Source organism: Pseudomonas sp. FW300-N1A1, from assembly GCF_058789115.1.
The window spans coordinates 93,831-118,620 of record NZ_JBYTBK010000013.1 but is presented as its reverse complement, the minus strand read 5'-3'; the positions used below and the strand labels follow the sequence as shown (position 1 = coordinate 118,620).

At 62.1% G+C, this 24,790-nt stretch carries 19 protein-coding genes and 1 pseudogene; 11 read left to right on the top strand and 9 right to left on the bottom strand.

Going from position 1 to position 24,790, the window contains the following annotated elements; genetic code table 11:
• Positions 1-1,208: 1,208 nt before the first annotated feature.
• From AC3WQN_RS12105 to gap, 9 genes and pseudogenes are all read right to left on the bottom strand, one after another.
• Positions 1,209-1,964 (bottom strand): methyl-accepting chemotaxis protein, encoded by a 756-nt coding sequence (locus tag AC3WQN_RS12105; RefSeq protein WP_492589508.1) that lies wholly within the window; start codon positions 1,962-1,964, stop codon positions 1,209-1,211.
• 102 nt (positions 1,965-2,066) lie between these two features.
• A pseudogene (locus tag AC3WQN_RS12100) lies at positions 2,067-3,074 on the bottom strand (methyl-accepting chemotaxis protein); the annotation flags it as partial.
• 498 nt (positions 3,075-3,572) lie between these two features.
• Positions 3,573-3,968: a YbaN family protein gene (locus AC3WQN_RS12095; protein WP_103402348.1), complete on the bottom strand. Its 396-nt coding sequence runs from the start codon at positions 3,966-3,968 to the stop codon at positions 3,573-3,575.
• 252 nt (positions 3,969-4,220) lie between these two features.
• A complete protein-coding gene (locus tag AC3WQN_RS12090) occupies positions 4,221-4,829 on the bottom strand; it encodes a biliverdin-producing heme oxygenase (RefSeq protein ID WP_103402347.1) in 609 nt (202 codons plus the stop codon).
• 123 nt (positions 4,830-4,952) lie between these two features.
• Positions 4,953-7,541 (bottom strand): TonB-dependent receptor, encoded by a 2,589-nt coding sequence (locus tag AC3WQN_RS12085; RefSeq protein WP_103402346.1) that lies wholly within the window; start codon positions 7,539-7,541, stop codon positions 4,953-4,955.
• A 135-nt stretch (positions 7,542-7,676) separates the two neighbouring features.
• Entirely contained in the window at positions 7,677-8,648 is a 972-nt protein-coding gene (locus AC3WQN_RS12080) for a FecR family protein (protein ID WP_492589400.1), read from the bottom strand.
• 119 nt (positions 8,649-8,767) lie between these two features.
• Complete coding sequence (locus AC3WQN_RS12075) at positions 8,768-9,286, bottom strand: RNA polymerase sigma factor (RefSeq protein ID WP_103399555.1); 519 nt, start codon at positions 9,284-9,286, stop codon at positions 8,768-8,770.
• A gap of 75 nt (positions 9,287-9,361) precedes the next feature.
• On the bottom strand, positions 9,362-9,826 hold the full coding sequence (locus tag AC3WQN_RS12070; RefSeq protein ID WP_103399554.1) for a methylglyoxal synthase: 465 nt from the start codon (positions 9,824-9,826) through the stop codon (positions 9,362-9,364).
• 23 nt (positions 9,827-9,849) lie between these two features.
• The gene (gap, locus tag AC3WQN_RS12065; RefSeq protein WP_103399553.1) at positions 9,850-10,851 is read right to left on the bottom strand and encodes a type I glyceraldehyde-3-phosphate dehydrogenase; all 1,002 of its coding nucleotides are present in this window, start codon (positions 10,849-10,851) and stop codon (positions 9,850-9,852) included.
• 222 nt (positions 10,852-11,073) lie between these two features.
• On the opposite strand from gap, the gene edd reads away from it, so the two are divergent.
• From edd to AC3WQN_RS12010, 11 genes are all read left to right on the top strand, one after another.
• On the top strand, positions 11,074-12,900 hold the full coding sequence (gene edd, locus AC3WQN_RS12060) for a phosphogluconate dehydratase (protein WP_103399552.1): 1,827 nt from the start codon (positions 11,074-11,076) through the stop codon (positions 12,898-12,900).
• Positions 12,897-13,847 carry a glucokinase gene (locus AC3WQN_RS12055; RefSeq protein ID WP_103399551.1) on the top strand — a complete coding sequence of 317 codons (951 nt, stop codon included), beginning with the start codon at positions 12,897-12,899 and terminating at the stop codon, positions 13,845-13,847. The genes edd and AC3WQN_RS12055 overlap by 4 nt, the downstream gene beginning before the upstream one ends.
• Positions 13,848-14,052: 205 nt before the next feature.
• Positions 14,053-14,784, top strand: coding sequence for a response regulator (locus AC3WQN_RS12050; RefSeq protein WP_095078514.1), 732 nt, complete (start codon positions 14,053-14,055; stop codon positions 14,782-14,784).
• A gap of 31 nt (positions 14,785-14,815) precedes the next feature.
• Positions 14,816-16,243: an ATP-binding protein gene (locus AC3WQN_RS12045; protein ID WP_178081889.1), complete on the top strand. Its 1,428-nt coding sequence runs from the start codon at positions 14,816-14,818 to the stop codon at positions 16,241-16,243.
• 271 nt (positions 16,244-16,514) lie between these two features.
• Positions 16,515-17,774: a D-mannose isomerase gene (locus AC3WQN_RS12040; protein ID WP_103399549.1), complete on the top strand. Its 1,260-nt coding sequence runs from the start codon at positions 16,515-16,517 to the stop codon at positions 17,772-17,774.
• Positions 17,775-17,890: 116 nt separating this feature from the next.
• Positions 17,891-19,183, top strand: coding sequence for an ABC transporter substrate-binding protein (locus tag AC3WQN_RS12035; RefSeq protein ID WP_103399548.1), 1,293 nt, complete (start codon positions 17,891-17,893; stop codon positions 19,181-19,183).
• A 155-nt stretch (positions 19,184-19,338) separates the two neighbouring features.
• A complete protein-coding gene (locus AC3WQN_RS12030) occupies positions 19,339-20,247 on the top strand; it encodes a carbohydrate ABC transporter permease (protein ID WP_103399547.1) in 909 nt (302 codons plus the stop codon).
• Positions 20,240-21,085, top strand: a complete 846-nt coding sequence (locus tag AC3WQN_RS12025; protein ID WP_103399546.1) for a carbohydrate ABC transporter permease — start codon at positions 20,240-20,242, stop codon at positions 21,083-21,085. The genes AC3WQN_RS12030 and AC3WQN_RS12025 overlap by 8 nt, the downstream gene beginning before the upstream one ends.
• A 6-nt stretch (positions 21,086-21,091) precedes the next feature.
• Entirely contained in the window at positions 21,092-22,252 is a 1,161-nt protein-coding gene (locus tag AC3WQN_RS12020; RefSeq protein ID WP_103399545.1) for an ABC transporter ATP-binding protein, read from the top strand.
• 156 nt (positions 22,253-22,408) lie between these two features.
• A complete protein-coding gene (locus AC3WQN_RS12015) occupies positions 22,409-23,758 on the top strand; it encodes a carbohydrate porin (RefSeq protein WP_103399544.1) in 1,350 nt (449 codons plus the stop codon).
• A gap of 115 nt (positions 23,759-23,873) precedes the next feature.
• Complete coding sequence (locus AC3WQN_RS12010) at positions 23,874-24,728, top strand: D-hexose-6-phosphate mutarotase (protein ID WP_103399543.1); 855 nt, start codon at positions 23,874-23,876, stop codon at positions 24,726-24,728.
• Positions 24,729-24,790 lie beyond the last annotated feature (62 nt).

Here is a 24,790-nt window from a genome sequence, read left to right as displayed (position 1 = left end):
CTCGATATTTCGTGGCGAGGGAGCTTGCTCCCGCTGGGGCGCGGAGCGGCCCTGGCAGAGGGATTGCGGTCTTTCAGACAGTCTTCGGCGACCTTTTTTGGGGTTGCTGCGCAACCCAGCGCGAGCAAGCTCGCTCGCCACGGGAGAGGTGTCGATGCGTCACAGGGGGGAGGTGCTCGATGTTTCGTGGCGAGGGAGCTTGCTCCCGCTGGGGCGCGGAGCGGTCCTGACAGGGTGATTGCGGTCTTTCAGCAAGTCTTCGGCGACCTTTTTTGGGGGTTGCTGCGCAACCCGGCGCGAGCAAGCTCGCTCGCCACGGGAGAGGTGTCGATACGTCACAGAGGGGAGGTGCTCGATATTTCGTGCCGAGGGAGCTTGCTCCCGCTGGGGCGCGCAGCGGCCCTGACAGGGTGATTGCGGTCTTTCAGACAGTCTTCGGCGACCTTTTTTGGGGTTGCTGCGCAACCCAGCGCGAGCAAGCTCGCTCGCCACGGGAGAGGTGTCGATGCGTCACAGAGGGGAGGTGCTCGATATTTCGTGGCGAGGGAGCTTGCTCCCGCTGGGGCGCGGAGCGGCCCTGACAGGGTGATTGCGGTCTTTCAGACAGTCTTCGGCGACCTTTTTGGGGTTGCTGCGCAACCCAGCGCGAGCAAGCTCGCTCGCCACGGGAGAGGTGTCGATACGTCACAGAGGGGAGGTGCTCGATATTTCGTGGCGAGGGAGCTTGCTCCCGCTGGGGCGCGCAGCGGCCCTGACAGGGTGATTGCGGTCTTTCAGACAGTCTTCGGCGACCTTTTTTGGGGTTGCTGCGCAACCCAGCGCGAGCAAGCTCGCTCGCCACGGGAGAGGTGTCGATGCGTCACAGGGGGGAGGTGCTCGATGTTTCGTGGCGAGGGAGCTTGCTCCCGCTGGGGCGCGGAGCGGCCCTGACGGGGTGATTGCGGTCTTTCAGCAAGTCTTCGGCGACCTTTTTTGGGGTTGCTGCGCAACCCAGCGGGAGCAAGCTCGCTCGCCACGGGAGAGGTGTCGATGCGTCACAGAGGGGAGGTGCTCGATATTTCGTGGCGAGGGAGCTTGCTCCCGCTGGGGCGCGGAGCGGCCCTGACAGGGTGATTGCGGTCTTTCAGCAAGTCTTCGGCGACCTTTTTGGGGTTGCTGCGCAACCCAGCGCGAGCAAGCTCGCTCGCCACTGGGATGCACTCGGCCTTTTACACCCGGAACTGATCCATCAGTTTCATCTGCTGGGTGGCCAGTGAGTTCAATTGGCTGCTGATCTGCGCCGACTCGGTGGCTTGTTCGGTCAGGGTTTCGGTGACAGTGCGAATCGCCGAGACGTTGCGGTTGACCTCTTCGGCCACGGCGCTCTGCTGTTCGGCGGCGCTGGCGATCTGCAGGTTCATGTCGCTGATCACCGTGACCGCTTCGCTGATCTTGCCCAATGCCTGTACCGCTTGCTGGATCTGCCCGGCGTTGCTGTGGGCCTGGGTCTGGCTCGAGTGCATGGTGGCGACCACGCCGCGGGTGCTGCTCTGAATCCGTTCGATCACCAGGCGGATTTCCTCGACCGAATCCTGGGTGCGCTTGGCCAGGTTGCGCACTTCATCGGCCACTACCGCAAAACCGCGACCGCTTTCTCCGGCGCGGGCCGCCTCGATGGCGGCGTTGAGGGCCAGCAGGTTGGTCTGTTCGGCGATGCTGCGGATCACCTCCAGTACAGAGCCGATCTGCTCGCTGTTCACCGCCAGCGCTTCGACTTCGGTCACGGCCTTGCTGACTTCCTCGGCCAGCTGGTTGATGTCGCGGGTGCTGCGCTCGATGATCGACATCCCGTCACGGGCCGATTGGTCGGCCCCCTTGGCGGCGTTGGCGGCGTTCGATGCACTGCTGGCCACGTCATGGGCGGTGGCGCTCATTTCATTGGACGCCGTGGCGACCTGGTCGATTTCGCGGAACTGCACCTGCATGCCTTCGCTGGTCTGGCGTGCAATTTCCGAAGACTGGTCGGCGGTGCCACGGGCGTCGGTGATGCTTTGCTTGATCTGCGCGATGGTGGGTTGCAGTTTGTCGAGGAAACGGTTGAACCAGCTCACCAGTTCGCCCAGTTCGTCTTGCTTGCTGTAGTTCAGGCGTTGGGTCAGGTCGCCGTCGCCGCTGGCAATGGCCTTGAGCATGGTCGCGACGCTGTTGATCGGCCGGGTCACGCCGGAGGCGGTCAGCCAGATCAGCAACAGGCCGAGCACCCCAGCACCAATGGCCACGGCCAGGGTTTTGAAGGTGCCGCTGTTTTGGGCGTCATCGAGCACGGCTTGCAGTTTGACCGAGTCGGCCAGCAGCACCTGCCGTGGCAGGTCGATCACCACGCCCCAGGCCTTGGTGTCGGCAATCGGGCTGACCGGGAACACCGCGCGAATCAGCTCGCCCTGCCTGAGGATGTTCGGGCTACCGGCCGCGAGCTGTTGCAGCACCGCCTTGCCGTCGCTGCCGAGGGTATCGCCGATGCTTTTACCGACGTGTTTGGCGTCGGTGCTGTAGGCGGCCAGTACCCCGCTGCCGGACACGATCAGCATGTGCCCGGCACCGTTGAACAGCGCGTGCTGGGCGTTGACGGCAGCCGCTTGCAACGCGTCGAGGGCGATGTCGATACCGATCACGCCGATGGCTTTACCATCGACCAGCAGCGGTATGGAAATGGTGGTCATCAACATTTCCTTGCCGTTGACGGTGTCGGCGTAAGGGTCCAGCAGGCAGGTGCGTTTGCTGTCGCGTGGGCAGGTGTACCAACTGTTGTAGGGCGTGCCACTGAGGTTCAGGGTGGTTTTGGTCATGTCGTCTTCGACCATGACGGTGTTGCTCCCCTGACCTGCGGCGCGGCTCCAGTAGCTGGCAAAGCGTCCGGCCTCGTTGGACATCCGGGCGGCGTCGTTGGCGAACTCGCTGTCCTTGCCGTCCAGGGCGTTGGGTTCGTAGGCCAGCCAGATGCCCAGCACCCCGGTATTGCGTTCGAAGGCAGTTTTCAGACTCTGGTTCAGCGCCTCACGCAAGGCCCCGGCGTCGAGCGAGCGGTGAGCGGCCATGGCGCGCAGATCCGCCACCTGATCGGCGAGGGCGGTCACCACCAACAGGCTTTCGCCGAACGTCTTCTGTACCCGCACCGCTTGCTCCGCGGCCCTGGCCTGCAGCAGGTTCTCGACACTGGCGGTCAGCATGCGTGTGCTGGAGGTGCTGACAAGCTCATCGTTCTGATTGGTCTGGTAGATGTTCATACCGACAATCAGCCCGACCACACCCAGCAGGCACAGTCCGGACAACAGCACGATTTTAAGGCGGATGGAAAGAGAGTCGAACATGGGGCGATCTCGCGAATGGATGACTGGTTGGCATCGGGTCGGTGTCGACCTCTTCGCCAAATCCATTCAGCGCCATGTTTGTCACATCGGCTTACTGTTAGCGGGCATGAATCGAAACCGATGAACGGTCATGCGTTTGTCATGAATAGCGGATGTTTTGGCAGGATCAGTGGCTTATCGAACCGTTTTTAGCGCGCTTTCGTTGAGAAAAATTAACGCGTGATCTCAGGTTGCCGGTGCCAGGGACTCCGGCCGGGACCAGATCCACAGATTGCCCAGGCTCATGCCGGCGATGGCCAGGTAGACCGGCCAGCCATGGTCGAGCATCACTAGCATCAGCCCGGCGCACAGCAGCATGCTGACGGTGGCGCTGACTTTGGCCCGGCGGGCGATGATTTTGCCGTTGCGCCAGTTGCTCAGGATCGGTCCGAACAAACGATGGTTTTCCAGCCATGCACTCAGGCGCGGTGAACACTTGGTCGCCGCCCAGGCGGCCAGCAGGATGAATTCAGTGGTGGGCAGGCCGGGGATGACGATGGCCAGCAGGCCGATGCCCAGGCTGACATAGGCCAGCAGGCCGAAGAGGAGGCGGGCGAGTTTGGAGGTGGCGAGGTGAGACATGGGACTCATGGTGACGAGTGTGGCGTTCGGTCGGCAAGGGCCGGTTCGGTTGTGTGCGGGGCACCTGTCCCGGTGGGAGCGGGCAAGCCCCAATGCCGGTCAGTTAGGCGAACGCCGACCTTTGTAGGAGCGAGCATGCTCGCGATGAACTCAAGAGCAACGCGTTCAATCAGAAAGCACGCGTTATCGTTAACGTCCATCGCGAGCACGCTCGCTCCTACCGGCATTGGGGCAAGCCCGTTCCCTCATGAGTCAGGCCAATTCAGGTGCGGTGGCGTACGCCTGTTCCAGCAGCACGGTGAAACGGTTGAACGCGTCAATCGCGCCTTTCTCTACCGCGGCTTCTTCTTCGACGCTGAACGCCAGGCCGTCGAGGGTCTTGACGAAGCTCTTCCAGCCTTCGGCGCGACCACCGGCCGGCTCGCCCAGGTGACGGGCACCGAAGGTTTCGCTCAGGCCCAGGCCAACCGCACGCTTGATCAGGAATGCCGCACCGAGTTTCGAACCTTCGGAAACGAAGACCCAGCCCAGGGCCTCGGCCTTGCCCGGGTTTTTCACGGCGCCGGCCACTGGCGCCGGAACCTCGGTTTCCAGGTCGGCCAGGTCAGCCTTGGCCGCCTCGGCGCGGCAGCGTTGCGGCAGGTCGGGCACGATGGCGGTCAGATCCGCATCGTTGTACAGCGACACCAGTTCCGACTGAAACAGGTACTGGGCCACGACGAAACGAGCAAAGTTGGCCTGGGTTTCAAAGGGCGCATGGGCTTTGACCAGGGCATCGAGTCTGGCGTGCGGCTCGTGGGTGATCTGGTTCAGGCGTTGTGAGCGCAGGCTCGCGCGTTGGGTGGTGTCGACAGCAGTCATGTAGAAGTCCTTGAGAATGAGATGCGCTTGGTAACTAGACGAACCAGTGAACGTGGCACAGTAAAAAATTCTCACTGCGCCTTACATAGAAAGCGCAGTGAGTGACCTTTCACGGTGTGGCGATCAGATATCCCAGATCAGGTTGATCGCGAAGTTGCGGCCTGGCTCGGTCAGGCGGTCAAGGTTGGCCGGGCTGAGCACGGCGGCCTCACCCACACTGTCGTAGCCGCGTACGTTGTCCCACTGCCAGTACTTCTTGTCGGCCAGGTTGTACACGCCCGCACTGACTGTCACGTCGTCGGTGACCTTGTAGAAACCGGCCAGGTCGAGCACACCGTACCCCGGGGTCTTGAACTGGCTGTTGACGCCGTCCGGCGACTTGAAGCTGCTGTCGTCGACCAGGTTTTTCTTCTGTACCAGGGTCCAGCTGAGCAAGGCGCCGTAGCTGTCCTGCTCATAGCCCAGGCCGAACACGCCGGTCATCGGGTTGATCGAGTTCAGTGGCTCGCCGGTGTCGTCGTTGCGCCCGTGGGCATAGGCGATCGAGCCTTGGGTGTAGAGGCCCTGAGGTGCGCCGAAGACATCCAGGTTCAGGCGGCCCTTGAGTTCCACGCCCTTGATGGTCGCGTGCTTGATGTTGTTGCTCTGGAAGGTCAGCTCGTTGTAGCCGGGGGTGACGGCGTCTTCGTTGATGAAGTCGCGGTACTTGTTATAGAACACTGCCACATCAAAGTTGCCCGACTCGAAGTTGCCGCGCAGGCCGGTCTCGTAGCTCTGGCTTTTTTCCGGTTCCAGGTCCGGGTTCGGCGCGACGTTGTAGCCGGTGGTGCTGTTCTCGAAGCGACCGTACAGCGCCTTGGCCGTTGGGGTGCGGAAGCCTTCGGCGTACTGGCCGTACCAGATGTAGTTGTCGGTCAGGGCGTAGGTCAGGCCGAACTTGGGCGAGACGCGGTTCCAGGTCTTGTTCTCTTCGCTGACGGTGCCACGTCCGTCGGGGGACACGGTGTTGAGGAACTCCTGGGTGACGTGCGGCTTGAGTTCGGTGTAGTCGTAGCGCAGGCCCGGCAGGAAGGTCCAGTTGTTCCAGCTGATCTGGTCCTGGGCGAACAGGCTGTAGGTGTTGATGGTCGGGTCCGGGAAGTCGCTGGACTTTTTCAGGACATCGGCGGGGCTGATGGCACCGATGGCGCTGCAACCACGTCCTACCGCCAGGCAGTAGCCGCTACCGCTGCGCGAGCCGGTGACTTTCTCCTGCTTGAGGGTGGTGCCGTAGGTCAGCACATGACCGGTTTCGCCAAGGGCAAACGCCTTGTCCAGTTGCGCATCGAACACCCACTGTTTTTCTTCGTACAGGGTTTCGCGGGTCCGCATCACGTTGCGGCTGAACGGGAAGTAGTTTTCCAGGGTGCTCTGGTCGGTCTTGGCGATCTGATAGTTCAGCGTCCATTTGACGTTGTCGGCCAGCAGGGAATCGAGGGCGAAGGTGTTTTCCAGGCCATAGCGTTCGCGGGTAATGGTGTCGTTGCCGGTGCGCGAGCGGTACATGCCCATTGGCTGACCGTTGTTGAACGGGCCGCCGATGGCGCTTTGCTGGTCGGTGTCGCGGTCGTCCTTGTACTTCTCGTACGTCAGGCCCAGGCGTGCGTCGTCGGCGTAGTTCCAGCCAGCCTTGGCCAGCACGTTGGTGGTGCGCACGTCTTCCGGGTTGGCGGCGGTACGGTCCAGGCCGGTGCCGTTGTAGTGGTCGTAGGACTCGGTTTCATGACCGTCGCGCTGGCTGAAGTGCAGCAAGCCGTCGAACTGCTCGGCGCGACCTGCGACGGTGGCGGACTTCAACCAACTGTCATCGGCGGAGCTGTAGCCGGTTTTCAGGCGGGCACCGGTGTCCTGGCCAGGCTTGATGATGTCGTCCGGGTCGAGGGTGAAGTAGCTCACCGCACCGCCGATGGCGTTGCTGCCGTACAGCACCGAGGCCGGGCCGCGCAGGATTTCCACGCGCTTGACGATTTCCGGGTCCACGTAGTTGCGCTGGGTCTTGGCATAGGGGCCGTTGAAGAAACCATTGGGAATCTCGACACCGTCGACCTGGGTCAGGATCCGGTCGCCGTCGATACCCCGGATGTTGTAGCCGCTGATGCCGCCCCGGGTGCCGGTGCCGCCGACCGAAACACCCGGTTCGTAGCGCACCAGATCCTTGATGGTATTGACGTTGTTGCGGTCCAGTTCTTCGCGGGTGTGCACGGTGACAGTGGCCGGCACGCTGTCGACACTCTGCTCCTGGCGCGTGGCGCTGATGGTCATCTGTTGCAGGGCGACGGTGCCACCGAGGTTGCGCTTCTCCAGCACGATGTTGTTATTGCCCAGCTTGCGATAGCTCAGGTTGGTCCCCGCCAACAGACGATCCAGGGCTTTTTCCGGTGTCAGTGCGCCATGAACCCCCGGCGAGGCAACACCCTCGGCCAGTTCAGCCGACAAGCCGACCTGCCAGCCCGTGACGGCGGTGAAGGCGTTGAGGGCCGACACCAGTGGCTGCTGGGCAATGGCGAAGCTGTAGTCGCCCATGTTGCGGCTGGGTTGTTGGGTCGCAGTGGCGGCCATGACAGGCGCCGCTTGCGCACCGGCCAGCAGGATAGCGGCGGTCAGCAAGGACAGCGTGCAGTGCTGCACGCGAGCGGAAGGTGACGAGGATCGGTGGGTGAGGCGAGGGGACATCGAGAGCGCTCCGTGTCGCACGAATCGTATAGGTGCAGATCGGCATCAATGATGCGAATCAATTGCATTGGCTAAGACGAGACGTACAGGGCAACGCTATCGAGTAAAAATAATTCTCATTCAGTGCGTGGCGGGTTAATTCAGGATCACCAGCGCCGGAAACTCCTGGAGCCTGGCAGAGGTGATGTGGGCCAGCGAGCGGACCACGTCCAGCGGCTGGTCCAGCCGGTAATTGCCGGTCACCGCGACGTTGGCCAGTTGTTCGTTGGTGTTGATGATCCAGCCCGGGTAGTAGCGACGCAGTTCGGCCAGCACCTGGTTCAACGGGCAGTTTTCAAACACCAGTCGCCCCTGAACCCAGGCCAGGTCGGTCGCCGGGTCGAGCCTGGCCGGCTGGTCGAAGCCATTGGGGCCGATCCGGATGCTTTCGCCCGCGCTCAGGCGGACACGGGCGTCGCTGTGGGTACTGCGCAAGTCGACATCGCCCCGTTGCACGCGGACCTGGGCGATACCGTCCAGGTAACGCACGGCAAACGTCGTGTCGCGCACGCTGGCGGTGACAGGCCCGGCATCGATCTCCAGCGGCAGGCCGGGATTGGCGGCGACCTCGAAGTAGGCTTCGCCCTGATACAGGCGGGCAACACGTCGCTGATCGTCGATGGTGCTGGAGAACGCCGAGTTGGTGTTGAGCAGCACTTTTGAGCCGTCCTCGAGCTGCAAGCGCTGACGCTCGCCGATCACGGTCAGGTGATCGGCCTGCAGGCGCATGGGCAGGTTGCTGAAGCTGAACAAGCCGAGGATCAGCACCGCCGCCGTGGCCAGTGGTTTCCAGTGCGGGCGCAGGCGCCCGAGCACGCTGACTTTGCGCGTTGCGGTATTAAGGGTTTGGGCGCACTGCGCGACCTGCGGGCCTTCCCAGATGGCCTGGGCCCTGGCGAACGCCTCGGCGTTGCACGGGGCGGCGGCGAGCCACGCCTGGAACTCACGGGTTTGCGCTTCGCTCGGACTGTCCAGCACGATCAGCCAGTCCAGCGCCTGATCCATCGCGCGGGTACTGGCAGCGTCCCGCGTCGAGGCTGGCGGGTGGGAGGGCGGGGTGTCCGTCACGGGTGTTCCTCGACCGTGTCTGCGCACGGCTGGTTTTTAATTGGGGTGATGCAAACGTCGGCCAAGGGTAACAAAGCCTGCGTCCTGACGCAGTCGTGCAAAACCATTGTCCGACAGAATCAATGGCGGTTATGGCGATCGGCCACGCCGACACAGATTGCCATGATCAGCTTCAGGTCTTTCTGCACGGTACTCAGAGAGACGCCGAGCTTCTCGGCAATCTCCAGATAGCTGTGCCCGTGCAAGCGGCTGAGGATGAAAATCTGCTGTTGGCGCGGGGTCAATTGGTTGAGGCTGACGTTCAGGCGTTCGAGCATCTGTTCGGCGTGGGCGGCGTCCTCGGCACTGCTCAGCGGCGCGGCGACGTTTTGCACGACCTCCAGCGGAACGTCTTCAACCATGGTTCGCGACTGGATGCGCCGTGCGCGCAAATGGTCCAGCGCCAGGTTGCGGGCGGTTTGAAACACGAACGGTTCCAGGTGATCGATGGCCCGCTCACTCAGTGCCCGGGTCACGCGCAGGTAGGTTTCCTGCAAGAGGTCCTCGGCGGTGCTGTGGTTGTTGACCATCCGCTCCAGGGTGCGCAGCAGCGAGACGCGCTGAGCGAGGAAGACATGATTGAAGCGCGACTGACTCACAGTAGGACCTGATCCATTTCAAGCGAATGATAATGCTTATCATCTATGTGAAAGGTCAAGCTCTACTTGTAGGAATTATCGGCGCCCCTGCAGGTACGCTGGGTAATCGGGGATCCGGTACTCGTGGGGCTGATCCATCAAGGGGCTGCTGAGCAGGTAGTCGGCGCTGCATTCATTGCAGGCCACCGGAATGTTCCACACCGCCGCCACGCGCAACAGCGCCTTGATGTCCGGATCGTGAGGTTGTGGTTCGAATGGGTCCCAGAAAAACACCAGCATGTCCACCCGCTGCTCGGCGATTCGCGCACCGAGCTGTTGATCGCCGCCCAGTGGGCCGCTGATCATGCTTTCAACCGGTAGGTCCAGGCGTTTGCTCAACAACAAGCCGGTGGTGCCGGTGGCGACCAGCTCATGTTGCGCGAGCCTGGGCTTCTGGCGTTCGGCCCAGTCGAGCAAGAACACCTTGCAGTGGTCATGGGCGACCAGGGCGATGCGTTTGCGCGCCGCCATGGTGGTTTGGGTAAAACTGATACCAATCATTGGCGGCTCCGCGGCAACGGGGTTCATTCGGCGTTGCACAGCGCCAGGCAGTTATCGAGCATGCGGTTGGAGAAGCCCCATTCGTTGTCGTACCAGGCCAGGACCTTGAGCAGCCGGCCGCTGCACTTGGTGTGGTTGGCGTCGAAAATCGACGACAGCGGGTTGTGGTTGAAATCGCTGGAGACCAGCGGCAGGGTGTTGTAGCCGAGGACTTTGGAGTGCTGGCTGGCTTCCCTGAGCAGTTCGTTGACCTCATGGGCCGTGACGTCGTGCTTGAGCTGCACGGTCAGGTCCACCAGTGACACGTTGATCACCGGTACGCGCACGGCCATGCCGGTCAGCTTGCCCGCCAGTTCCGGCAGCACCAGGCCCACCGCTTCAGCGGCACCGGTCTTGCTCGGGATCATGTTCTGGGTGGCGGAACGGGCGCGGTACGGGTCGCTGTGATAGACGTCCGTCAGGTTCTGGTCGTTGGTGTAGGCGTGGATGGTGGTCATCAAGCCGCTCTCGATGCCCAGCTCGCGGTGCAGCACCTGGGCCACCGGGGCCAGGCAGTTGGTGGTGCACGACGCATTGGAGATGATCTGGTGTGACTGGCGCAGAATGTCGTGGTTGACCCCGTACACCACCGTGGCATCGGCGCCCTTGGCCGGTGCCGAGATAATCACTTTGCGCGCACCGGCGGTAAGATGCGCGGCGGCTTTGGCACGGTCGGTGAACAGGCCGGTGCATTCGAACACCACGTCGACTTTCTCCGCGGCCCAGGGCAAATCGGCCGGGTTGCGAATGGCGCTGACGGCGATCCGGTCGCCATTGACGGTCAGGCTTTCAAGGTCATGCTGTACATCGGCATCGAAGGTACCGTGTACGGTGTCGTACTTGAGCAGGTGGGCGTTCATTGCACTGTCGCCCAGATCGTTGATGGCAACGATCTGCAAATCCTGGCGATAACCTTGGGAATACAGGGCGCGCAGGACATTGCGGCCGATACGGCCAAAACCATTGATTGCGATTCGAAGAGTCATATTTAACAGCGCCGCCGTCGTTTTGTTGTTGGAATTACAAGATTATTCGCAAAAAAATAGAAAACAAGCCTTTTTAGTGGCAATATTTTGTCTTATCTACAACGAGTGACCTGAATCAACTGGTCCGAGTGGTCAAGAAAACCGTCTGTCATCCCAATCACAACGGCCTTTGATCAGCATAGACAATCAGGTCGCCACATCCGTTAGCCTGGAGTTCTACACATGCATCCCCGCGTCCTTGAGGTCACCGAACGGCTTATCGCCCGCAGCCGCGCCACGCGTGAGGCATACCTTGCACTGATTCGCGGTGCGGCCAGCGACGGTCCCGTGCGCGGCAAGCTGCAGTGCGCCAACTTCGCCCATGGCGTGGCCGGTTGTGGCAGTGAAGACAAGAACAGCCTGCGGATGATGAACGCCGCCAACATTGCGATTGTTTCGTCGTATAACGACATGCTCTCGGCGCATCAGCCTTACGAAGTCTTTCCCGAGCTGATCAAGAAAGCCCTGCGCGAGATCGGCTCGGTCGGCCAGTTTGCCGGCGGCACACCGGCCATGTGCGATGGCGTGACCCAGGGTGAGCCGGGTATGGAGTTGAGCCTGCCGAGCCGCGAAGTGATCGCGCTGTCCACCGCCGTGGCGCTGTCCCACAACATGTTCGATGGCGCGCTGATGCTCGGCATCTGCGACAAGATCGTGCCCGGCCTGATGATGGGCGCGTTGCGCTTCGGTCATCTGCCGACGATCTTCGTCCCGGGCGGGCCGATGGTTTCGGGGATCTCCAACAAACAGAAAGCCGACGTTCGCCAGCAATACGCCGAAGGCAAGGCCAGCCGTGAAGAGCTGCTGGAATCGGAAATGAAGTCCTACCACAGCCCTGGCACGTGCACCTTCTACGGCACCGCCAACACCAACCAGCTGTTGATGGAAGTGATGGGCCTGCACTTGCCGGGTTCCTCCTTCGTCAACCCGAACACCCCCCTGCGCGATGCCCTGACGCGTGAGGCGGCGCACCAGGTGACCCGACTGACCAAGCAGAACGGCAACTTCATGCCGATCGGCGAAATCGTCGACGAGCGCGCGCTGGTCAACTCCATCGTGGCCCTGCACGCCACCGGCGGCTCGACCAACCACACGTTGCACATGCCGGCCATCGCCATGGCCGCGGGCATTCAACTGACCTGGCAGGACATGGCCGACCTCTCCGAGGTGGTGCCGACCCTGAGCCACGTCTACCCGAACGGCAAAGCCGACATCAACCACTTCCAGGCCGCTGGCGGCATGTCGTTCCTGATCCGCGAGTTGCTGGAAGCCGGGCTGCTGCACGAAAACGTCAACACTGTGCTGGGTCACGGCCTGAGCCGTTACACCCAGGAGCCGTTCCTCGATAACGGTGAGCTGGTGTGGCGCGAAGGCGTGACCGAAAGCCTCGATGAAACCATCCTGCGCCCGGTCGCTCGTGCGTTCTCGGCCGAAGGTGGCCTGCGGGTGATGGAAGGCAACCTCGGTCGCGGTGTGATGAAGGTCTCGGCAGTGGCGCTGGAAAACCAGATCGTCGAAGCGCCGGCCATGGTGTTCCAGGATCAACAGGACCTGGCCGATGCGTTCAAGGCCGGTCTGCTGGAGAAGGATTTTGTCGCGGTGATGCGCTTCCAGGGCCCGCGCTCCAACGGTATGCCGGAGCTGCACAAGATGACGCCATTCCTCGGTGTGCTGCAGGATCGCGGTTTCAAGGTCGCGTTGGTGACGGACGGGCGCATGTCCGGCGCCTCGGGGAAAATCCCGGCAGCCATTCACGTCAGCCCCGAGGCCTATGTGGGCGGCGCTTTGGCGCGGGTGCAAGAGGGCGATATCATCCGCGTCGACGGCGTCAAAGGCACCCTGGAACTGAAGGTGGACGCCGACGAATTCGCCGCGCGCGAGCCGGCCAAGTGCCTGTTGGCGGACAACGTCGGCAGCGGTCGCGAACTGTTTGGTTTCATGCGCATGGCTTTCAGCTCGGCAGAGCAGGGCGCCAGCGCCTTTACCTCTGCTCTGGAGAGCCTTAAGTGAAGCTAGCGCTGGTCGGTGACATCGGAGGGACCAACGCGCGATTTGCGTTGTGGAAGAACCGGCAACTGGAATCGATCCAGGTGCTGGCCACCGCCGACTATGAGTGCCCGGAAGACGCCATTGGCGTTTACCTGGCCGGTCTGGGCCTGGCACCGGGCGCGATTGGCTCGGTGTGCCTGTCGGTGGCCGGCCCCGTCAGTGGTGACGAGTTTCGGTTTACCAACAACCATTGGCGACTGAGTCGCCGGGGATTTTGCCAGACCTTGCAGGTCGACCGGCTGTTGTTGGTCAATGACTTCTCGGCCATGGCCCTGGGCATGACGCGCCTGCAACCGGGCGAGTTCCGGGTGGTCTGCGAAGGCACTCCCGAGCCGTTGCGCCCGGCGGTGGTGATCGGCCCCGGCACCGGCCTGGGGGTTGGCACCTTGCTGGATCAGGGTAACGGTCGCTGGAGCGCATTGCCGGGGGAGGGCGGGCATGTCGACCTGCCACTGAGCAGCTCGCGTGAAGTCCAGTTGTGGCAGCACCTCTTCAACGAGATTGGCCATGTCAGTGCGGAAGCGGCCCTCAGCGGTGGTGGCTTGCCGCGTGTCTATCGGGCGATTTGCGCGGTAGACGGGCATGCGCCAGTGCTCGATACACCCGAGGCGATCACCGCGGCCGCTCTGGCGGGCGACCCGATTGCCCTGCAAGTGCTGGAGCAGTTCTGCTGCTGGCTGGGGCGCGTGGCCGGCAACAACGTGCTGACCAGCGGAGCGCGCGGCGGGGTGTACATCGTCGGTGGGGTGATTCCGCGGTTCGCCGAGGTCTTCCTCCAAAGCGGTTTCGCCCGTTGCTTCGCCGACAAAGGTTGCATGAGCGATTACTTCAAGGGCATTCCGGTGTGGCTGGTGACGGCACCGTATTCCGGTTTGACGGGTGCGGGCGTGGCGCTGGAACAATCTTGAAACCTGTGGCGAGCGAGCTTGCTCGCGCTGGAGTGCGAAGCACTCCTGAACCCAGCGAGCGCGGATTATCCAAGAACCGCGATTTCAGGTTTGCGACTGCTTCGCAGCCGAGCGCGAGCAAGCTCGCTCGCCACAAAGGCTCGTTCGCGATGCATTTTTGATCAGGCATAATCCGCCTCATCCATAACAACAAGGACGCCACCCCGTGAGCTCAGTCAACAAGTCGATTTTGTTGGTCGATGACGATCAAGAGATACGTGAGTTGCTGGACACCTACCTCAGCCGAGCCGGCTTTCAGGTGCGTACCACGCCCGATGGCGCGGGTTTTCGCCAGGCGCTGAACGAGGCGCCGAGCGACCTGGTGATCCTTGATGTGATGCTGCCGGACGAAGACGGCTTCAGCCTGTGTCGCTGGGTGCGTCAACACCCGCGCCAGCCCCATGTACCGATCATCATGCTCACCGCCAGTTCCGACGAAGCCGACCGAGTCATTGGCCTGGAGCTGGGGGCCGATGACTACCTGGGCAAACCCTTCAGCCCCCGTGAACTGCAGGCGCGGATCAAGGCCCTGTTGCGCCGGGCGCAGTTTGGCCAGGACCGCCCTGGCGGTGAGGTGCTGGCCTTCGATGAGTGGCGCCTGGACATGGTCAGTCACCGCCTGTTTCACACCGACGGCGAAGAGGTGATTCTCTCCGGCGCCGATTTCGCCTTGCTCAAGCTCTTCCTCGATCATCCGCAGGCAATCCTTGATCGCGACACCATCGGCAATGCCACCCGGGGTCGTGACCTGATGCCCCTGGACCGCATTGTCGACATGGCGGTCAGCCGCTTGCGCCAGCGTCTGCGCGATACCGAGAAACCGCCACGCCTGATTCGCACCGTGCGCGGCAGCGGCTATCAACTGGCCGCCAGTGTGGTCGCCAGCAATGGTCACTGAAGCCTTCACCCGGCTGATCCGCAAGGTGCCGGTGCCGCGCTCGCTGCTTGGGCGCATGCTGTTGCTGACCTTGCTGGCGGTGTTGTTTGCCCAAGCGCTGTCGAGCGTGATCTGGGTGTCGCAATTGCGCGCCACGCAGCTGGAAGGCCTGGTGACGGCCGCCCGCAGCCTGGCCCATTCGATGACCGCCAGTGTCAGCTACTTTCGTTCGTTGCCGGTGGCCTATCGGCCGTTGGTGCTCGATCAACTGCGCAGCATGGGCGGTACCCGGTTCGTGGTGACCCTCAACGACAAGCCGCTGGACATGCAATTGCTGCCGGCGACCCCGCGCAAGCAAGCGGTGCTGGCGGCGGTGGATGAGGTGCTGCGCAAGTCGTTGGGGGCCGATACCGATCTCTCGGTGCAATTCGTCAGCCCGGACGACCTGCGGATTTTCAACGGCGGCTTGAAGCTCGATGAACTGCCGCGCTCCTGGGCCCATTACGCGCTGACCCTGGAACCGGTCAACCCGCCGGTGCTGGTCACCCAGATCAAGCTGGCCGAGGGAGAGTGGCTGTACATCGCCTCCCTGTTGCCAGAGCCCTATACCAGCCTTGAAGAGCAGGGCCTGCCCTCGCAACAGGTCTGGTTCATTGTGCTCACCAGCGGCTTCTTGCTGTTGTTCATCGGCCTGTTGGTGCACTGGCAAAGCCGTCCGCTCAAGCGCCTGGCGCGGGCGGCGCGGGACATGTCGCTGGGGGCCGAGGTGGAGCCGGTGGCCGAGGGCGGCGGCAGTGAAGTGGTCGAGGTGGGGCGCGCGTTCAATGCGATGCGCGAGCGCATCAGCCGCTACCTGACCGAACGCAGCCAGTTGTTCAGTGCGATTTCCCATGACTTGCGCACGCCCATCACCCGTCTGCGCCTGCGCGTCGAATTGCTGGAGGACGAACAGCTGCAAGCCAAGTTCGGGCGAGACCTGGATGAGCTGGAGCTGTTGGTCAAAGGCGCGCTGCAATGCGTCAAGGACACCGACATCCACGAGAACATCGAGCCGGTGGATCTCAATCATGTGCTCGATTGCCTGGTGGAACCTTACCTGGCACCCAACGGCAACGGCCGCGTGACCCAGCAGGGGCGGGCGCTGGCGCCGTATCCCGGCAAACCGTTGGCGCTCAAGCGTTGCATCGGCAATCTGATCGACAACGCCCTCAAGTACGGGCAGAACGCTCACCTGCACATCGATGACGATGACAGTGCGTTTATCCTGCACGTCGATGATGAAGGGCCGGGCGTACCTGAACAGCGCCTGGAGCAGGTGTTCGAACCGCACTTTCGCCTGGCCGGGCAACAGCAGGGGTATGGCCTGGGACTGGGCATCGCCCGCAACATCGCCCATAGCCATGGCGGTGAAGTCAGCTTGCAGAACCTGCGTGAGGGCGGGTTGCGGGTGACCTTGCAGCTGCCGCGTTCTCTTGACTGACTGGCACCGATCCTGTGGCGAGGGAGCTTGCTCCCGTCGGCCGGTCCGCGTTCGGGCGCAGCCGTCGTAAAATCTGCACCTCAGTACGTCAGATAAACTCCGGTGGCAGGTTTTGGGAGCGCTTCGCGCTCCAGCGGGAGCAAGCTCCCTCGCCACAACAGTGTTGAGTCATTGTCACCATCATGTGACACACACCGCCCGCTTTGTTACCTGCGCCGCCTTTACCGTTGTTTAGACTCACCGCAGTCATAACAACAAAAACAGGTCTCCCATGAACACCTTCCAACCTGCATTCAGCAGTTGGCTGAACGCACCTGCCCATCAACAATGGCTGGCCGATGAAGGCCTGCGCCTGCTCGCGTTCGCCAAGGCCTCGAAGCTGCCCGAGGGCTTCGGCAACCTGGACGCGCACGGTCAATTGCCGGCCGGTGCCCAGGCCCACACCCTGAACACCGCCCGCATGACCCACTGTTTTTCCATGGCTCATATCCAGGGACTACCAGGGTTTGCCGAGCAAGTGGATCATGGGCTCGATGCCCTCATGGGACCCTTGCGTGACGCCAGGTTCGGTGGCTGGTTCGCTGCGCCCGGGCACCCTGATGGCCACACGGACAAGGCGGCGTACCTGCACGCATTCGTCGCGCTGGCGGCCAGCTCCGCGGTGGTCGCTCGGCGACCGGGCGCCGAGGCTTTACTCATGGAGGCGGTCAATGTCATCGACCGGCATTTCTGGAGCGAGGAGGAGGGCGCCCTGCGCGAATCCTTCAGCCGCGACTGGAGCGTCGAGGAGGCCTATCGCGGTGCCAACAGCAACATGCACGCCACCGAAGCCTTCCTCGCCCTGGCCGATGTCACCCAGGACAGCCGCTGGCTGCGCCGCGCGTTGCGGATTGTCGAGCGGGTGATCCGCGGTCACGCGGCGGCTAACGACTATCGGGTCGTCGAGCATTTTGACCGACAGTGGCAGCCGTTGCGCGAGTACAACCAGGCTTGTCCGGCCGATGGTTTCCGACCCTACGGCACCACGCCAGGCCATGGCTTTGAATGGTCACGGTTGTTGTTGCACCTTGAGGCGGCGCTGGTTCTGGCGGGCATTCCGGCCCCTGGCTGGCTGGTGGTCGACGCGCAAAGATTGTTTGCCAGCAACTGTCTTCACGCCTGGCATGTCGATGGCGCGCCAGGCCTGGTCTACACCCTCGACTGGGGCAACCAGCCGGTGGTGCGCCAGCGCTTGCATTGGGTTCACTGCGAGGCCAGCGCGGCGGCCAGTGCCTTGCTCAAGCGCACGGGCGAGGTGCAGTACGAAACCTGGTATCGGTGTTTCTGGGAATACAGCGAACGCTACCTGATCGACCGAACCCATGGCAGCTGGCACCACGAACTCGACCCCTTCAATTGCCCGAGCGCCGAGATCTGGGGAGGCAAGCCGGACCTGTATCACGCCTGGCAGGCGGTGTTGATTCCACGCCTGCCGCTGGCGCCGAGCCTGGCCAGTGCATTGGCCCGGGCGTCTATCCCGGCGGCTATGTAACCATGTGGTGACATTTTGCCGTCGCTTCGTTACCTGCCGGGCGCGCGACGCTGTTTAAACTCGTTTGCAGCGCAAGCACCAGACTTGCATGCATAACAACAAGAAAGGTACTTCAGATGAATGGGATTTCCCGCCTCGCCACGGTCATTACTCTCGCCTCGTTGTTTCCTCTGAACGCCCATGCCGCCGATTCCAAAGGTGCTGTGGAAGTCGTGCACTGGTGGACGTCCGGTGGTGAAAAAGCCGCCGTCGATGTCCTCAAGGCGCAAGTCGAAAAAGACGGCTTTACCTGGAAAGACGGTGCGGTCGCCGGTGGCGGTGGCGCTACCGCTATGACCGTCCTCAAGAGCCGCGCGGTCGCGGGTAATCCACCGGGTGTTGCCCAGATCAAAGGCCCGGATATCCAGGAGTGGGGCAGTACCGGCCTGCTCAGCACCGACGCCCTGAAGGACGTTTCCAAAGCGGAAAACTGGGACGGCCTGCTGTCGAAGAAAGTCTCCGACACCGTCAAGTATGAAGGCGACTATGTGGCCGTCCCGGTGAACATTCACCGCGTCAACTGGCTGTGGATCAACCCGCAAGTCTTCAAGCAAGCCGGTATCGACAAGGCCCCGACCACCCTCGAGGAGTTCTACGCCGCTGGCGACAAGCTCAAGGCCGCCGGCTTCATCGCCCTGGCCCACGGCGGTCAGCCATGGCAGGACAGCACCGTGTTTGAAGACGTGGTGCTGTCGGTCATGGGCACGGACGGCTACAAGAAAGCCCTGGTGGACCTAGACCAGAAAACCCTCTCCGGCCCCGAGATGGTCAAGTCTTTCGCCGAACTCAAGAAGCTCACCGGTTACATGGACCCTAACCGTGCGGGCCGTGACTGGAACATCGCCGCCGCTGAAGTGATCAATGGCAAGGCCGGCATGCAGATGATGGGGGACTGGGCCAAGAGCGAATGGACCGCCGCCAACAAGATCGCCGGCAAGGACTATCTGTGCGTACCGTTCCCGGGGACAGAAAAAGCCTTCGCCTACAACATCGACTCCCTGGCGGTGTTCAAGCTCAAGGCCGATCGCAAGGGAGACATCGCGGCTCAGCAGGACCTGGCCCGGGTTGCGCTGGGCAAGGACTTCCAGAAGGTCTTCAGCATCAACAAAGGCTCGATCCCGGTTCGCACCGACATGCTCGGCGACATGAGTGGCCTGGGCTTCGACGCCTGTGCCCAGGCCTCGGCCAAGGACTTCCTGGCGAGCGACAAGTCCGGCGGCCTGCAGCCGAGCATGGCCCACAACATGGCCACGTCCCTGGCCGTGCAAGGTGCGATCTTCGACGTCGTGACCAACTTCATGAACGACAAGGACGCTGACCCGGCCAAGGCCAGCGCCCAACTGGCATCGGCCGTCAAAGCCGCCCAGTAATCCCGAACACTGCCTGATCCTGTGGGACCGGGCTTGCTTGCGAAGACGGTGAATCCGTCGACATCTGTGTTGGATGTCAGTCCGCTTTCGCGAGCAAGCCCGCTCCCACAAGGGGTCACTGTGCGCATTCACTTCTCTTCACCTGGATAATCCCGATGAGCTCTGTGGCGGTTTTCAGCAAAGCCTCACCGTTCGACGCACTGCAGCGCTGGCTCCCCAAACTGGTTTTGGCGCCGAGCATGCTGATCGTCCTGGTTGGCTTCTACGGTTACATCCTCTGGACATTCGTCCTGTCCTTTACCAACTCCAGCTTCATGCCGAGCTACAAGTGGGTCGGCCTGCAGCAATACGTGCGCTTGCTGGACAACGACCGTTGGTGGGTCGCCAGCAAGAACCTCGCGGTCTTTGGCGGCATGTTCATTGCCATCAGCCTGGTGCTGGGGGTGTTTCTGGCGGTGCTGCTGGATCAGCGCATCCGCCGGGAAGGCTTTATCCGCACGGTCTACCTGTACCCGATGGCGCTGTCGATGATCGTCACCGGTACCGCCTGGAAGTGGCTGCTCAACCCGGGCCTGGGCCTGGACAAAATGCTCCGTGACTGGGGCTGGGAAGGCTTTCGCCTGGACTGGCTGGTGGATCAGGACCGGGTGATTTACTGCCTGGTGATCGCAGCCGTGTGGCAAGCCTCCGGGTTTGTCATGGCGATGTTCCTGGCGGGGCTGCGCGGTGTCGATCAGTCGATCATCCGTGCCGCCCAGGTCGACGGTGCCAGCCTGCCGACCATCTACCTGAAGATCGTGCTGCCGAGCCTGCGCCCGGTGTTTTTCAGTGCCTTCATGATCCTGGCGCATATCGCGATCAAGAGCTTCGACCTGGTGGCGGCGATGACGGCGGGGGGGCCGGGCTACGCCTCCGACCTGCCGGCGATGTTCATGTATTCCTTCACCTTCAGCCGTGGCCAGATGGGCATCGGTTCGGCCAGCGCGATGATGATGCTCGGTGCGATCCTGGCGATTCTGGTGCCGTACCTGTACTCCGAATTGCGGGGCAAACGCCATGAGTAATCAACTCGCCAGACCCACCCTGAGCCTCAGTCGTATTGCCATCTACGCAACGCTGCTGCTGGCGGCGGCCGTGTACCTGATCCCGCTGGTGGTGATGCTGCTGACCAGCTTCAAGTCCCCGGAAGACATTCGCACCGGCAACCTGTTGAGCTGGCCGCAGGTGATCGACGGCATTGGCTGGATCAAGGCCTGGGACACCGTGGGCGGCTACTTCTGGAACTCGGTGAAAATCACTGTGCCGGCGGTGCTGATCTCCACCTTCGTCGGTGCAATGAACGGCTATGTGCTGTCGATGTGGCGCTTCCGCGGTTCGCAGCTGTTTTTCGGCCTGCTGCTGTTTGGTTGCTTCCTGCCGTTCCAGACCGTGCTGCTGCCGGCTTCGTTCACCATCGGCAAGCTGGGCCTGGCCAACACCACGACCGGGCTGGTGCTGGTGCACATCGTCTACGGGCTGGCATTCACCACGCTGTTCTTTCGCAACTACTACGTGAGCATTCCCGATGCACTGGTCAAGGCGGCACGCCTGGATGGCGCGGGCTTCTTCACCATCTTCGGCAAGATCCTGCTGCCGATGTCGATCCCGATCGTGATGGTCTGCCTGATCTGGCAGTTCACCCAGATCTGGAATGACTTCCTGTTCGGTGTGGTCTTCGCCAGCGGCGATGCGCAGCCCATCACCGTGGCCTTGAACAACCTGGTCAACACCAGCACCGGGTCCAAGGAATACAACGTTGATATGGCGGCGGCGATGATCGCCGGGTTGCCGACACTGCTGGTCTACATATTCGCTGGCAAGTATTTCCTGCGCGGGCTGACGTCCGGCGCGGTCAAGGGGTAGAACAACATGGCAACGCTCGAATTACGCAACGTCAACAAAACCTACGGCGCCGGCTTGCCGGACACCTTGAAGAACATCGAACTGAAGATCGATGACGGTGAATTCCTGATCCTGGTCGGGCCGTCCGGTTGCGGCAAATCGACCTTGATGAACTGCATCGCCGGCCTTGAGAACATCAGCGGCGGGGCGATCCTGGTGGATGACGCCGACATCAGCGGCATGAGCCCCAAGGATCGCGACATCGCCATGGTGTTCCAGTCCTATGCGCTGTACCCGACCATGAGCGTGCGCGACAACATCGCCTTCGGTTTGAAGATTCGCAAAATGCCCGCCGCCGACATCGACGAAGAAGTGGCACGGGTGTCCAGGCTGCTGCAAATCGAACACCTGCTCAGCCGCAAGCCGGGTCAGCTCTCGGGGGGGCAGCAACAGCGCGTGGCCATGGGCCGGGCATTGGCGCGGCGACCGAAGATTTATCTGTTCGATGAACCGTTGTCCAACCTCGACGCCAAGCTGCGGGTCGAGATGCGCACCGAAATGAAACTGATGCACCAGCGCCTGAAAACCACCACGGTCTACGTGACCCACGACCAGATCGAAGCCATGACCCTGGGCGACAAGGTGGCGGTGATGAAGGACGGGATCATTCAACAGTTCGGCACCCCGAAGCAGATCTACAACGACCCGGCGAACCTGTTCGTGGCCAGTTTCATTGGCTCGCCGCCGATGAACTTCATTCCCCTGCGCCTGCAGCGCAAGGACGGCCGCCTGCTGGCGTTGCTCGACAGTGGCCAGGCACGCTGCGAGCTGCCGCTGGGCATGCAGGACGCGGGGCTTGAGGATCGAGAAGTGATCCTGGGCATGCGTCCGGAGCAAATCGTGCTGGCGAACGGCGAGGCCAATGGCCTGCCGACCATTCGGGCCGAAGTACAGGTCATCGAGCCCACCGGGCCCGACACCCTGGTGTTCGTCAACCTGAACGAAACCAAGGTCTGCTGCCGCCTGGCGCCGGACGTCGCGCCGGCCGTGGGCGAGACCCTGACGCTGCAATTCGACCCATCGAAAGTGCTGCTGTTCGATGCCAAGACGGGTGAGCGTTTGGGGGCTGCCGGTCAAGCGCTAGGCGAAAACCGGGCGGCGAACGTAGCTCAATTCAAAGGCAGATGAAGATCAAGTGTGGGAGCGGGCTTGCCTGCGAATGGGCCAGAACATCCAACGGCAATGTTGACGGTGCCGACACCTTCGCGGGCAAGCCCGCTCCCACAGGTTGTAAACCGCGTTAGATAAAAACAGCTAATAACAATAAAGAACGAGGATGTAGGGATGAAGAAGAACAACACCAGTGCCCGGTTTTTCTGCCAGTTGTCAGCGATTGCGGCGATGAGCCTGGCTGGTAGCGTGCATGCCGCCGAGGCGTTCAGTGCCGATTCCAAGTGGATGACGGGTGACTGGGGCGGCGAGCGGACCAGGCTGATCGATCAAGGCATCGACATCAAAATGGACTACGTCGGTGAAGTGGGCGGTAACCTCCACGGCGGCTACGACGACGACAAGACTGCGCGTTACGCCGACCAGTTTGGCCTGGGCGCGGCGCTGGACCTGCAAAAATTGCTCGGCTGGGATAACACCCAGGCCAAGATCCAGCTCACCAACCGTAACGGCGAGAACATCTCCAATGACCGTATCGGCGACCCGCGTGCCGGCACCTTGAGCTCCTCCCAGGAAGTCTACGGCCGTGGTCACATGGTTCGTTTGACCCAACTGTGGATCCAGCATCAGTTCCTCGACAACAAACTGGACGTCAAGGCCGGTTACTTCGGTGAAGGCGAGGACTTCAACACCTTCCCGTGCGAATTCCAGAACCTGGCGTTCTGCGGCTCCCAGGTGGGTAACTGGGCCACCAACATCTGGTACAACTGGCCGGTCAGCCAGGCGGCGATCCGCGTGAAGTACAACATCTCGCCCGAGTGGTATGCGCAGATCGGCGCGTACAACCAGAACCCGTCGCAACTGGAACACGGCAACGGCTTCAAACTCAGCGGCAGCGGTACCGAAGGCACCGTCCTGCCGGTCGAACTGGTCTGGTTGCCCAAGCCTGGCAACCTGCCGGGCGAATACCGTGTCGGTTACTACAAAAGTACGGCCAAGGCCGATGACGTCCGTGAGGATGACAACGGTAACGATGCGGCCACCAGCGGCAACGCCTATCGCAGCCACAGCAGCAAGCACGGCTACTGGTTCGTTGCACAGCAGCAACTCACCAGCCATGGCGGTGACGCCAGCCGCGGCCTGAACATCGCGGCCAACGCCACGTTCCACGACAAGGACACCAACATTGTCGACAACTACCAGTCGCTGATGTTTGTGTACAAGGGCCCGTTCGATGCACGTCCAAAAGATGACGTCGGTATCGGTTTCGCCCGTATCCATGTCAACGATGACGTGAAGAAAAACGCCGAGCTGACCAACGCCGCCAACGGTGTCGCCAACTACGAGGATCCGCTGTTCTCGCCGCTGCGTGACACCGAGTACAACTACGAACTCAACTATGGTTTCCACGTCACCAACTGGTTGACCGTGCGTCCTAACCTGCAATACGTCACTCACCCAGGTGGCGTGGATGAAGTCGACAACGCTTTGGTCGCCGGCCTGAAAATTCAGTCGGTGTTCTAACGCTGGTGCGATAAGCTCCTTCCCATGTGCGCATTTTTGCGGGCGGCCCAGGCTGTCCGCTTTTTTTTGGGGTGGCGCGCCCCTTGGTGATCGCTGATTTTCAGGACCGTGGCACATGCCAGAGCATCCGCTACAACGTTTCTTCAAGTCCTTGCGCGAGCGTCCGGTGTTCGCGTGGGAGCGCTATCAGAAGCGCGACGTGTTGGTGATCGATCATCCGCTGTGCCAGGCGGTGTTCAGTCGCCAGGGCGCGCAGTTGTTGCACTTTCAGCCTGCGGGTCAGAAACCCTGGTTGTGGTGTGCGGCGAAGTGGCCGCAGGTCGGCGCCATTCGTGGCGGAGTCCCGGTGTGCTGGCCGTGGTATGGCCGGCATCCGAGTGAAAACGCCTGGCCATCCCATGGCTGGGCACGGCTGCTGGACTGGAAGCTGATCGACAGCCGCAGCGATGACGACGGCGTGCACCTGCACTGGCAGTTACAGCTGTGCGATTGGCAAGTCGAGCTGCATGCACACTTGGGCGAGCGTATGGAGCTGCGCCTGAGCACCGAGCACCAGGACAGCCTGCCGTGCCAGTTGAGTCATGCTTTGCACGCGTATTGGCGTATTGGTGACGTCGGTGAGGTAGCGCTGTCTGGGCTGGATGGCGCGCAGGGTTATGACCAGCTCAAGCGTGAGGCGTGCGAGCAAAAAGGTGAGTTGCGGGTTGAGGGTGGCTGCCAGCGCGTGTTTCAGCACGAGGGCGAGCTACAGCTCAAGGACCGTGCCTGGCAGCGCCAGTTGTGCATCGATACCGGTGACAGTGCGGACACCGTGGTCTGGCACCCCGGATCGCGCCCGCTGCTGGGGGTGAGCTGGAATGAGGTGAGCGAGTTTGTCTGCGTGGAAGCGGCCAGCGGTGGCACCGACAGCCTGAGCCTGGCCCCGGGGGAGCGGGCGCATTTGAGTTTGCAGGCGTGGGCGGCGGCGTGATGCCTCAAGGGACGCTCCGCGTCCAGTGACGCGGAGCGTCACGGACTGCATTCCCACGCAGA

Bases quoted from the DNA above. Each gene is read 5' to 3' on its own strand.
- AC3WQN_RS12085 (WP_103402346.1), bottom strand. From the start codon at position 7,541: ATGTCCCCTCGCCTCACCCACCGATCCTCGTCACCTTCCGCTCGCGTG.
- AC3WQN_RS12095 (WP_103402348.1), bottom strand. From the start codon at position 3,968: ATGTCTCACCTCGCCACCTCCAAACTCGCCCGCCTCCTCTTCGGCCTG.
- AC3WQN_RS12030 (WP_103399547.1), top strand. From the start codon at position 19,339: ATGAGCTCTGTGGCGGTTTTCAGCAAAGCCTCACCGTTCGACGCACTG.
- gap (WP_103399553.1), bottom strand. From the start codon at position 10,851: ATGACTCTTCGAATCGCAATCAATGGTTTTGGCCGTATCGGCCGCAAT.
- AC3WQN_RS12010 (WP_103399543.1), top strand. From the start codon at position 23,874: ATGCCAGAGCATCCGCTACAACGTTTCTTCAAGTCCTTGCGCGAGCGT.
- AC3WQN_RS12040 (WP_103399549.1), top strand. From the start codon at position 16,515: ATGAACACCTTCCAACCTGCATTCAGCAGTTGGCTGAACGCACCTGCC.
- AC3WQN_RS12070 (WP_103399554.1), bottom strand. From the start codon at position 9,826: ATGATTGGTATCAGTTTTACCCAAACCACCATGGCGGCGCGCAAACGC.
- AC3WQN_RS12015 (WP_103399544.1), top strand. From the start codon at position 22,409: ATGAAGAAGAACAACACCAGTGCCCGGTTTTTCTGCCAGTTGTCAGCG.
- AC3WQN_RS12020 (WP_103399545.1), top strand. From the start codon at position 21,092: ATGGCAACGCTCGAATTACGCAACGTCAACAAAACCTACGGCGCCGGC.
- AC3WQN_RS12035 (WP_103399548.1), top strand. From the start codon at position 17,891: ATGAATGGGATTTCCCGCCTCGCCACGGTCATTACTCTCGCCTCGTTG.
- edd (WP_103399552.1), top strand. From the start codon at position 11,074: ATGCATCCCCGCGTCCTTGAGGTCACCGAACGGCTTATCGCCCGCAGC.
- AC3WQN_RS12105 (WP_492589508.1), bottom strand. From the start codon at position 1,964: ATGCAGGTGCAGTTCCGCGAAATCGACCAGGTCGCCACGGCGTCCAAT.
- AC3WQN_RS12090 (WP_103402347.1), bottom strand. From the start codon at position 4,829: ATGACTGCTGTCGACACCACCCAACGCGCGAGCCTGCGCTCACAACGC.
- AC3WQN_RS12025 (WP_103399546.1), top strand. From the start codon at position 20,240: ATGAGTAATCAACTCGCCAGACCCACCCTGAGCCTCAGTCGTATTGCC.